This window comes from Streptomyces sp. NBC_01092 (genome assembly GCF_045039535.1).
In the GTDB taxonomy this organism is placed as follows: Bacteria; Actinomycetota; Actinomycetes; order Streptomycetales; family Streptomycetaceae; genus Streptomyces.
This window is the reverse complement of the sequence record NZ_CP108659.1, coordinates 6653828-6664185: the sequence shown is the minus strand read 5'-3', so window position 1 is coordinate 6664185 and position 10358 is coordinate 6653828. Positions and strand designations below refer to the sequence as shown.

The 10358-nt window shown below is 69.9% G+C and carries 8 protein-coding genes; 1 reads left to right on the top strand and 7 read right to left on the bottom strand.

Annotation, left to right across the window (positions count from 1 at the left end):
- Positions 1-115 precede the first annotated feature (115 nt).
- The 3 genes from OG254_RS30440 to OG254_RS30430 form a co-directional block, all read right to left on the bottom strand.
- On the bottom strand, positions 116-1165 hold the full coding sequence (locus OG254_RS30440) for a BMP family protein (protein ID WP_147993314.1): 1050 nt from the start codon (positions 1163-1165) through the stop codon (positions 116-118).
- A gap of 211 nt (positions 1166-1376) precedes the next feature.
- Positions 1377-2429: a BMP family protein gene (locus OG254_RS30435; RefSeq protein ID WP_405587899.1), complete on the bottom strand. Its 1053-nt coding sequence runs from the start codon at positions 2427-2429 to the stop codon at positions 1377-1379.
- A gap of 397 nt (positions 2430-2826) precedes the next feature.
- On the bottom strand, positions 2827-4047 hold the full coding sequence (locus OG254_RS30430) for a M20 family metallopeptidase (RefSeq protein WP_405587896.1): 1221 nt from the start codon (positions 4045-4047) through the stop codon (positions 2827-2829).
- Between the two features lie 601 nt (positions 4048-4648).
- Here OG254_RS30430 and OG254_RS30425 point away from each other — a divergent pair.
- Positions 4649-5350: a class I SAM-dependent DNA methyltransferase gene (locus OG254_RS30425; RefSeq protein WP_405587893.1), complete on the top strand. Its 702-nt coding sequence runs from the start codon at positions 4649-4651 to the stop codon at positions 5348-5350.
- Between the two features lie 10 nt (positions 5351-5360).
- Here OG254_RS30425 and OG254_RS30420 read toward each other — a convergent pair whose 3' ends face one another.
- From OG254_RS30420 to OG254_RS30405, 4 genes are all read right to left on the bottom strand, one after another.
- Positions 5361-6443, bottom strand: a complete 1083-nt coding sequence (locus OG254_RS30420; protein ID WP_405587890.1) for a hypothetical protein — start codon at positions 6441-6443, stop codon at positions 5361-5363.
- 124 nt (positions 6444-6567) lie between these two features.
- Positions 6568-7506 (bottom strand): N-acetylneuraminate synthase family protein, encoded by a 939-nt coding sequence (locus OG254_RS30415; protein ID WP_351197674.1) that lies wholly within the window; start codon positions 7504-7506, stop codon positions 6568-6570.
- A 13-nt stretch (positions 7507-7519) separates the two neighbouring features.
- Positions 7520-8779 (bottom strand): cytidylyltransferase domain-containing protein, encoded by a 1260-nt coding sequence (locus OG254_RS30410; RefSeq protein WP_405587887.1) that lies wholly within the window; start codon positions 8777-8779, stop codon positions 7520-7522.
- Positions 8780-8859: 80 nt separating this feature from the next.
- A complete protein-coding gene (locus OG254_RS30405) occupies positions 8860-10143 on the bottom strand; it encodes a DUF6716 putative glycosyltransferase (RefSeq protein ID WP_405587884.1) in 1284 nt (427 codons plus the stop codon).
- Positions 10144-10358: the final 215 nt, after the last annotated feature.

Here is a 10358-nt window from a genome sequence, read left to right as displayed (position 1 = left end):
CTATGGCCTGATAAGGGGCCGACGCACCTCGACAACGGGGTACGGGGAGAAGTCTCCCCGTACCCCGTTGAGCGGACGTAACCCCTTGGTTACCGCTGCTCAGGGTCTTGCTTCGTCAGCTGGTCGCGACCTTGATCTCGCCGCTGACGATCTTCTCCTTGGCCGTCTTGATGGCTTCCTGGAGCTCGGCATTGTCCGCGAACTTCGGGTTGGAGTTCGACAGGCTCACCTCGCCGGTCTTCAGATCGCCACGAACGATACCGGTCCCGGGCTTACCGTCCTTGACCGACTTCGCGAGGCTGTGGACCGCCTTCGCGACGTCCTTCATCGCCGAGGTCAGGATGTAGTCCTTGTACTTGGCGAGGGCTTCCTGGTTGTACTGGTCGGAGTCGACACCGATCGCCCACACCTTGTTGGCGGCGGCGGCCTCGATGACGCCCTGGCCGGACAGACCGGCGGCGGCGTAGACGACGTCGGCCTTCTTCTCGATCTGGCCCTCGGCGGCCGTCTTGCCCTTGTCCGGGCTGGAGAAGCCACCCTCCTCCGCGGTCTGCGTGAGGTACTGGGTGAGGACCTTGGCCTGCGGGTTGGTGTCCTTGACGCCCTGCTCGAAGCCGGCCTGGAACTTGTGGATCAGCGGGATGTCCACACCGCCCACGAAGCCGACCGTGTTCGTCTTGGTGCTCTTGGCCGCGGCGACACCGGCGAGGTACGAGGCCTGCTCCTCGGAGAAGACCAGGTCGGCCACGTTCTTCGACTCGACCGTGGAGTCGTCCACGATGCCGAAGGTGGTGTCCGGGAACTTCTCCGCGGCGCCCTTCACGGCGGCGGCGTACGCATAGCCGACACCGATGACCGGGTTGTAGCCCTGCTTGGCCAGCGACGCCAGTCGCTGCTCCTTGTCGGCGTCCGTCTCGCCTTCGGTGGGCTCGACATCGGCCGTGTCGTACCCGAACTCCTTCTTCGCCTGCTCCAGGCCCGCGTAGGCCGCGTCATTGAAGGACTGGTCGCCCTTGCCGCCGACGTCGTACGCGATGGCGAGGCCCTTGTTGCCGCCCTTCGACTCCGAGGAGGCCGAGGTCGAGGTGCCGCCACAGGCGGAGAGCGCGAGGGCCAGAGAGGCGGTCGCTGCGCCTGCGACCGTGATCCGGGAAATCCGGCGCATGTGTTGAGACTCCTGTCGTAACAGCGCCGGACGGTAGAGCTCGGGACAGCTTCACAGCAACGGCGCTGGCTTTCGCCGCAGATTAACGCGCGTAGACCAGCCTGAAAACCCCTTCTGTCCACCTTGTTATGCGGCCGTGCCCAACTCACGGAAACACGAAGCGGGCGGGCACCCTCGGATGCCCGCCCGCTCGTCCTGCGTACGACTGCTGCTACTCGGTCTTGACCTTGATGGAGCCGTCGATGATGCCTGCCTTGGCCTTCGCCACGGCGTCCGAGAGACCGGCGATCTTCGCGAACTGCGGGTTGGACTCGGCCAGGCCGACGCCGTTGACCTTCAGGTCGAAGGTCTGGGTGCCGGTCAGCGGCTTGCCGTCCTCGACGGACTTGGCGAGCGCGTAGACCGAGCCGCCGACGTCCTTGAGGGCGGAGGTCAGGATGTAGTTCTTGTAGTTGGCGAGAGCCGCCTGCTCGTACTGGTCGGAGTCGACGCCGATCGCCCAGACCTTGGCCTTCGCGGCGGCCTCGATGACGCCCTGGCCGGACAGACCGGCGGCCGCGTACTCGACGTCGGAGCCCTTCTCGATCTGGCCCTCGGCGGCGGCCTTGCCCTTGTCCGGGCTGGAGAAGCCACCCTCCTCGGCGGTCTGCGTCAGGTACTGCGACAGGACCTTCACCTTGGGGTTGGTGTCCTGGACGCCCTGCTTGTAGCCGGCCTCGAACTTGTGGATCAGCGGAACGTCCACACCACCGACGAAGCCGACCGTGTTGGTCTTGGTGGCCTTGGCCGCGGCGACGCCGGCCAGGTACGAGGCCTGCTCCTCGGCGAAGACGAGGGAGGCGACGTTCTCACCCTCGACGACCGAGTCGACGATGCCGAAGGTCGTGTCCGGGTACTTCTTGGCCGTGGCCTCCATCGCGGGACCGTAGGCGAAGCCGACGCCGATCACCGGGTTGTAGCCCTGCTTGGCGAGGGAGGCCAGACGCTGTTCCTTGTCGGCGTCCGTCTCGCCCTCGGTGGGCTCGATGTCGGCGGTCTTGTAACCGAACTCCTTCTGGGCCTTCTGCAGGCCCGCGTACGCGGCGTCGTTGAAGGACTGGTCGCCCTTGCCGCCGATGTCGTACGCGATGGCGAGACCCTTGGTGTCGCCGCTGCCGTCGCTGTCGCTGCCGCCGTCGCTGCTGGTACCACCGCACGCCGTGGCGGCGAGCGCGATCGACGCGACCCCCACCGCGACACGGGTCAGTTTGGATGTCCGACGCATCGTGTAGTCCCCATTCTCCAAGACCCGCAGTGGGTGCTGAGTTCGGCGCACAGTAACGCGCGTAGACACTCCTGGGAACGGGGTTTCGCCTTGCCGTTATCCATTCGTGCCGATGGCCGGTTACGGCCTTGTGAACCATCGGATCGAAAGGCACGCACAGGGCGCCAGCACCACAGGTGCCTCCACCCTGATGGCACACAGGACCGCCCGCCATGGGGCCAGACTCCCCCCGCCGTGTGCCGACCGCAACCGGAACGCCGGCGGCAATGGGCCGATCGGGATACGGCTGGGCCACACGGGCGCGACCGGCCGCGAGGAGCCCGCCGGGCGACCGCGCCCCGAACGGCGTCGGCGGCCCGAACGGCGACCGCGCCCCGAACGGCGACGGGGGCCCCGCCTAACCCGCGGCGTCGAGGAGTGCCGCCGCCGTGAAGAGCTCCACCCCGGCCGTGATGGCCGACTCGTCCACGTCGAAGTCACCCTGGTGCAGATCACGACCGACCCGGTCCCCCGGCATGCGCACACCCAGCCGGGCCATGGCGCCGGGCACGTGCTCCAGGTACCAGGAGAAGTCCTCGCCGCCCAGGCTCTGCTCGGTGCTCTCGACCGAGTCGGCGCCCCGGCGGGCCGTCATGGCCTCGTGCAGCAGCTCGGTCGCGGCGGGGTCGTTGACCACGGGCGGGACACCGCGGATGTAGTTGATCTCCGACTTGGCGCGATGGAGGTTGGCGACCTCGTCGATCGCGGCGACGACGAGGTCCGGCGCCTGCCGCCAGGTGTCGAGGTCCAGGCAGCGCACGGTCCCGGAGAGCTCGGCGTGCTGCGGGATGACGTTGGGCGCGTGGCCGGAGTCGATCCGCCCCCAGGTCACCGCGAGGCCGCTGCGGGCGTCGGTGCGCCGGGCGACCAGCGCGGGCACGTCGGTGACGACCCGGGCGGCGGCGGTGACGAGGTCGGTCGTCAGATGGGGGCGGGCGGTGTGCCCGCCGGGCCCGTCGAGGGCGATTTCGAGCCGGTCGCAGGCCGAGGTGATCGCGCCTTGGCGCAGGCCGATCTTCCCGGCGTCCACCTTGGGGTCGCAGTGCACGGCGAGCATCCGGCCCACCCCGTCGAGGACCCCGCACTCGACGACGTCGGCGGCTCCGCCGGGGAGCACCTCCTCGGCGGGCTGGAAGATCAGCCGGACGGGCCGGGGCAGCTCCCCGCGCTTGAGCAGCTCGGCGAGCACCAGCCCGGCGCCCAGCACCACGGTCGTGTGCACGTCGTGCCCGCACGCATGCGCCCGGTCGGGCACCGTCGAGCGATACGGGCAGTCACTCTTCGTGTCCGGGATGGGCAGGGCGTCGATGTCGGCACGCAGGGCGAGCATGGGGCGCCCCTCGTCCCACTCACCGATGTCGCAGATGAGCCCGGTTCCGATGGCGAGCACGCGGGGCCCCAGGCCGGCCTTTTCCAGCCGGGCCTTGATCGCGGCGGTGGTGCGGAACTCCTGGTTTCCGAGCTCGGGGTGCATGTGCAAGTCGCGCCGGAACTCCACGAGTTCGGCACGGAGCGCCTCCGGCAGGGCGCCGGGGAGGAACGCTGCCCCTGGTTGATCGGCCTCGGACTCTGGGGACATCAGTTGGTTCACCCTCTGAAGGGTAGGACGCCGAGGTGGCCAACTGACCCTCGATCAACAAAAGTTCAACCCGTTTGGGGAAGAAAATCTGGCCGCCCGACGCATAGGTATCGGTTTGGGTGGGTAAACTCGCCCGTCTTTCCGTCGAGTCGATCATGGAATCGACGGAGAGTGACGATGTCGACCCTCCACACTCCACGGATACCACGCCGCGAACAGAACCGTCGGTTGTGTTCACCTGTCGGGATCGCACACGCCCGGTGAACGCGCCGGGGCGGGCCCTCGGGGGCGTGGACCGCGCTGGGTCGCCTCGATGCGTTCGGAGTGGCACGCGAGCAGGTCTTCGATCTCGGCCGCCGCCCGACCTGGGCCTGGACCAGCCGCAGCAGGTCGGTCGACCGGTAACCCCGGTGGAAAGGATCCGTTCGGAGCTCATCCCCCTTGTCGTCAGCCAATGCCTGGGCCGGATCAGGGAGTTCACGATCGGTGCCGGTCATCCCCTGGCCGGCTGCCGGGGGTTGAGCTGAGGAACCGGGAACTCCTGGCACACCCCCGGTGAACTCCCGGACGGCCGTCCGCCGCCCGCACTAGGGTGCGGCGCGTGACCGCCGAGAACTCCCAGAACCCCTCGATCGCCGAGTACGCCGACTTCCTGGAGGCCACCCGCGCCTCGTACGACGCCATCGCCCCCGCCTACACGGACCGCTTCTCCGACTGGTCGGCCGACAGCGCTCCCCTGGACCGCTCCCTCGTCACCGCCTTCGCCGAGCTGGCCCGCGAGCACGCCCCGGCGCCCGTCGCGGACCTGGGCAGCGGCCCCGGTTCCGTCACCGCCCACCTCGACGCCCTCGGCACGCCGGTCTTCGGAGTCGATCTCTCGCCGCGGATGGTGGCCCTGGCCCGCCGCGCGCACCCCGGACTCCGGTTCCACGTGGGCTCGATGACCGCGCTGGACCTGCCGGACGAGACCCTGGGCGGGATCCTCGCCCTGTACTCGGTCATCCACATCCCGGACGACCACCTGCCCGCGACGTTCGCCGAGTTCCAGCGCGTCCTGCGGCCCGGTGCCCCGGTGCTGCTGGCGTTCCAGTCCGGCGACAGCGAGGACCGGCTGCATATGTCCGAGCGCTTCGGCCAGGAGATCGCGCTCGACTACTACTGGCGCACGCCGGACACCGTCATCGAGCATCTGGGTGACGCGGGGCTGCGGCTCCACGCCCGGATCGTGCGGGAGCCCGGCGGCGAGGAGAAGCGCCCGCGGGCGTTCCTCCTCGCCGAGAAGCCCGGTGCGGGAGGGCGCTGACCCACCGGCCTCAGACCGCGCTGACCGCCGACAGCCGGTGCACGTCCCGCGCCGTCCCGGTGACACCCGACAGGAAGCCCTGCGCCCGCGGCGAGGCGTTCTCCGTCAGCCACGCGGGGTCGATGTCGCAGACCGCGACGCGGACCTCCGTGCCGGACAGGGCCAGCGGCAGGGTGTGGACGACCGTGGACGGGAAGCTGAGGATCGTACGGCCTATGGGCCCGCGCCGGGCGATCAGCTCCAGCGGGAGGTCGGGACGGACGATCTCCAGGCCCGTCTCCACCGCCAGCCGGTGCAGCTTCTTCGCGCTCTCGCGGCGGTGGGCGAAGTAGCGGGTGGCGCCGTGCGCCTTGGCCAGGGAGCGGACGGCTTCGAGGTAGCGGTCGCCGTCGACGACGCCCGTTTCGACCAAGGACGTGCCGACCATGTCCGCGCCCTTGGTGATACGGGGCGGCCCGAAGCGGTCACGGGTCCAGGCGAAGGTGTTGGCGGTGACCGTCACGTCCGCCAGGGTCTCGTCCATCGGCATGGAGGAGAAGATCTCCACCCGGCGGTTCTGGCTCGGCGTGAGGCGGCGGCGGGCCGAGGACGACACGGGCGCGAAGATCAGGTCCCTGGGCCCGGGGCGCCCGCCCTTGCGGTGCCAGCGCACCAGGCGCTCCCCGCGGGCCAGCTGGGCGACGAACTCCATGGTCGCCGTGCCGTCGTCGACCACGACGAGGTCGCGGGCCTTGGTGATCGTCAGCAGCAGCTGTACGTAGCGGGAGAAGGGGTCGCCGAGGACGACGCGCTCGGCCCGGCGGAGCAGGCCCGAGAGGCCGCCGATGGTCTGGAAGGGCGCCAGGGGACCGCCCCGCGCCTCCTCCCAGCGGACCTCGTGGCCGTCCTCGCGGGCCAGTTCGGCCATCCGGCGGAGCTGGCCGCGGGTCATCGGATCGATCGGGGACAGGACCACGAGGGTGAGCCCACCGGGCGGTGCGCCATGGGAGTGCAGGGTCTGGGCGTGCGCCCACTCCAGCACGTTCAGGAGCTGTACCGGACTCTCGACGAAGGCGAGAGTCTGCTGGCCGGCTGACCCGGCACGGGGGCTCATCGGCGTACGACCGTCCCGTCGTAAGGCGCTCTCGGCGCGCTGGGAACTCAAGGCGTTCTGGGCGGAAGGGGCGGACGCCCGCCGGCGTCCGCCCCAAACCACTGTTCTACTGTCGGCAGTCGGCTCAGACCTGGACCGGCTCGCCAGCAGCCGCGGCGATCTCGGCCTCGGCGACGACACCGGCGACACGGCGCAGCTTCTTCATCGGGCCGAGCTCGGAGTCGTAGACCTTCTTGACGCCGTCACCGAGGGACTCCTCGATGGTGCGGATGTCGCGGACGAGGCGGGTCAGGCCCTGCGGCTCGACCGAGGCGGCCTGGTCCGAACCCCACATGGCGCGGTCCAGGGTGATGTGACGCTCGACGAAGGTCGCCCCGAGCGCGACCGCGGCGAGGGTGGTCTGCAGGCCCGTCTCGTGGCCGGAGTAGCCGATCGGAACGTTCGGGAACTCCTTCTCCAGCGTGTTGATCGCGCGGAGGTTCAGCTCCTCGGCCTTGGCCGGGTACGTGGAGGTGGCGTGGCACATGAGGATGTTGTCCGAGCCGAGGACCTCGACCGCGTGGCGGATCTGCTTCGGCGTCGACATGCCGGTGGAGAGGATGACCGCGCGGCCGGTGGCGCGCAGCGCCTTCAGCAGCTCGTCGTCCGTGAGGGACGCGGAGGCGACCTTGTGGGCCGGGACGTCGAACTTCTCCAGGAAGGCGACGGCCTCGGTGTCCCACGGGGAGGCGAACCAGTCGATGCCGCGCTTCTTGCAGTGCTCGTCGATCTGGCGGTACTCGTCCTCACCGAACTCCACACGGTGGCGGTAGTCGATGTAGGTCATCCGGCCCCAGGGGGTGTCGCGCTCGATGTCCCACTGGTCGCGCGGGGTGCAGATCTCCGGGGTGCGCTTCTGGAACTTCACGGCGTCACAGCCGGCCTCGGCGGCGACGTCGATGAGCTTGAAGGCGTTCTCCAGGTCACCGTTGTGGTTGATGCCGATCTCGCCACAGATGTAGACGGGCTTGCCGGGGCCGACCTCGCGGGTGCCGAAGTTGCGGATGCGGGAGTTGGTGCTCATGGCAGAGATGTCCTTACTTGGTGAGGGAATCGAGAGAGGGGCCGAGGATCCAGCTGGCGATCTCTCGGATGGCGCCGTCCCCGCCGGGTGTGGCGGTGACCGCGCGTGCGGCGCCGCGCACGACGTCGTGGGCGCTCGCGACCGCCACGGGCCAGCCCACGAGGGCGAAGCACGGGAGGTCGTTGACGTCGTTGCCGACGTAGAGCACGCGCTCAGGCGCGATGCCCTGCTCCTCGCACCACTGCTTCAGCGCGAGGTCCTTCCGGTCGATGCCGTGCAGCACGGGAATCTGCAGCTTCCGTGCGCGGGCGGCGACGACCGGGTTCTGCTCCGAGGAGAGGATGAGCATCTTGAGCCCGCTCTTGCGCAGGGCCGCGATGCCGAGGCCGTCTCCGCGGTGTACGGAGACGAACTCCTTTCCATCGGCATCGATCAGCACCCTGTCGTCTGTCTGGGTGCCGTCGAAGTCCAGTACGACCGCGTCGATGTCGTCCGTGGTCGGGAGGGCGCCGGGACGGTCCGCGTCGAACAGCGGCGCCAGCGCGCGGGCGCGGGCCAGGTCGTGCGGATCGTCGATCTCCAGCACCCGGGCGGGGTCGGTGCGCACGAGTTCGGTGCGACCGAAGAAGCGGTGCTTGTGCTCGCGGAAGCCCGCGGCGTTCATCGCGTAGGCGGCGCCGGTCTCCAGGAAGTCCTGGGGGCGGTCCTGGCGGCGCGGGCGGAAGGACTTGTCGTGGTTGACGCCGTAGCCGCCGCCGGCGGCAGCGCGCTCGGACTCGGCCGCGGCCGGCTCGTCGTCGCCGTGGCGCCACACGAAGCCGTGGAAGGGCGCGACGGTCAGCGCGGTGTCGGCGCCGTTCGCGACGATGGCCTTGACGACGCCGTCGAGGTCCTCGCTGATGATGAACGGGCTGGTGCACTGCACGAGCAGGACCACGTCCACCGGCCTGCCCTGCTGTGCCTCGTGCGCGTCCATGGCGTGCAGGACGGCCGCCTCGGAGGTGGCGGTGTCACCGGCGATGGCGGCGGGGCGCAGCACCACGTCGGCGCCGGCCTGCCGGGCGGCGGCCGCGATGCCCTGGTCGTCGGTGGAGACGACGACATCCGTGACGAGCCGGGAAGCCCGGCACTCGCGCACCGCGCGGGCCACGAGCGGTACACCGCCGACGGGCATCAGGTTCTTCGCGGGCACGCCCTTGGAGCCGCCCCGCGCGGGGATCACGGCGAGCACGCGGGGTGCTGAGGCGTCTTGGCCTGCTTCCGGGTTGGACATGGGCATTACTCCTTGGGCTCCTTGCGAAGGCTGCGGGGCGCGTCCCGGCGCCCCGGTCCCCAGGTCGGTCGTCGGGTCGCTCACAGCTCCCCCATCCGCCGGATGACAGGGGCCACGCGCTGGACGCCATGGCGATAGGCGCCGCGTGCCGCCCGGCGCACTATCTGGCGGACCGGGCCGGGCTCCTTGTCGTGGGCGGGGGCGCCGGGCAGCGGGCTGCCGTCCGGGCCGAGGTGGTGGCGGGCGAGGATGCCGGGCAGATAGCCGGGCGCGGTGGCCGGCGTGTAATACGGCGTCAGGGCGGGCATTCCGCCGGGCCGCCCGAGCAGCTTGGCGATGCGCTCACGGGCCGGGTCGAAGGCGGTGGCGTAGGAACCGTCGGCGCAGACGCCCTGCCGGGACACCCACTCCTCGTCGGGCGTCGGCCGGTGCCCCTCGTCCAGTTGGTCCCAGGAGGCGAGGCAGCCGGAGCCCACGAAGTGGTGGTTGCCGAGCACCTCGCGCACCCCGAGGTCGCTGAGGACGACGGTGGGGATACGGCGGTGCAGCGACTCCAGCGCCGCCGTGGAGCTGATGGTGACCATCAGGTCGGCGCGGTCGAGGACCTCGCCCATGTTCCCGTAGACCAGCTTGAAGTTGGCCGGCGGGTCGAGCCGCTGGACCAGCTTCTGGTACGGCAGCTCCTCGATGTGCGTGGTGTGCTCACCCGGCTTGGAGCGCAGCTTCAGCAGCACCTCGCGCTCGGGGTGCTTGCGGGCGTGCTGGATCAGGCGGTTCAGCAGGTACGTACGGTCCCTGCGGTTGTCCGGCACGGAGGGCTGGGCCGCGAAGACGACCGTGTACGGGTCGTGCTCGCCGGCGTAGGGCTCGCCGCCGAGGAACGGCAGCGCGACCTCGGTCACCGAGGAGGCGTCGGCGCCGACCCCCTCGTACACCGCGCGGAAACGCTCGGCGTCCTGGCGGGAGTTGGCGAGGACGAGGTCCGCGCCGTGCCGCAGCAGCAGGCCGTCGGCGAGCTTCTCGTAGACGACTCCGACATAGCCGGTGACGACGGCGGGCCGCTCGGCCTTGCCCTCCCACACCCGCTTCAGGCCGTGCAGCATGGCCTGCACGCCACCGCCGACCAGGGCGAGGACCAGGACGTCGTACGACTCCTGCGCCATGGTGCGCAGGAACTCGACGGCGGTCACCTCGCTGAGGGAGTCGGCGTGGACGCCGACTTCCTGGAGCTGACGGGCTGTGGGGGTGGCCCGGCCGCGCAGGAGGTATCCGTCCAGACGGATGTCCGAATCCTCCGGAGCGATACGGTTCGCGGTGAGCGCGCCCCATTTCCACCGGGTGTCGGAGTCCGCGAGTACGGCCACTCGCCGGGTCTTTGTCGGAGTTACTGGCACGTCGAAGACGCTAGGAAGCGATTTCAAGGTTCCGCCCAACCAGAATGCAACAAACGGTTAACAGCACATCGACTAACGACGAATCGAGGCCAGAAGTCGTTGAAAAAAAGCCTGGTTCACTGCATCGCCACGCGTCGTTCACCTGACATCAAGCTGCGAGTAAAGACGGAGGCCGGACCGACCCC

What these genes read in the sequence shown, in the direction of transcription:
- OG254_RS30440 (WP_147993314.1), bottom strand. Translation starts at nt 1,165, where the DNA reads ATGCGCCGGATTTCCCGGATCACGGTCGCAGGCGCAGCGACCGCCTCT.
- OG254_RS30435 (WP_405587899.1), bottom strand. Translation starts at nt 2,429, where the DNA reads ATGCGTCGGACATCCAAACTGACCCGTGTCGCGGTGGGGGTCGCGTCG.
- OG254_RS30430 (WP_405587896.1), bottom strand. Translation starts at nt 4,047, where the DNA reads ATGTCCCCAGAGTCCGAGGCCGATCAACCAGGGGCAGCGTTCCTCCCC.
- OG254_RS30420 (WP_405587890.1), bottom strand. Translation starts at nt 6,443, where the DNA reads ATGAGCCCCCGTGCCGGGTCAGCCGGCCAGCAGACTCTCGCCTTCGTC.
- OG254_RS30415 (WP_351197674.1), bottom strand. Translation starts at nt 7,506, where the DNA reads ATGAGCACCAACTCCCGCATCCGCAACTTCGGCACCCGCGAGGTCGGC.
- OG254_RS30410 (WP_405587887.1), bottom strand. Translation starts at nt 8,779, where the DNA reads ATGTCCAACCCGGAAGCAGGCCAAGACGCCTCAGCACCCCGCGTGCTC.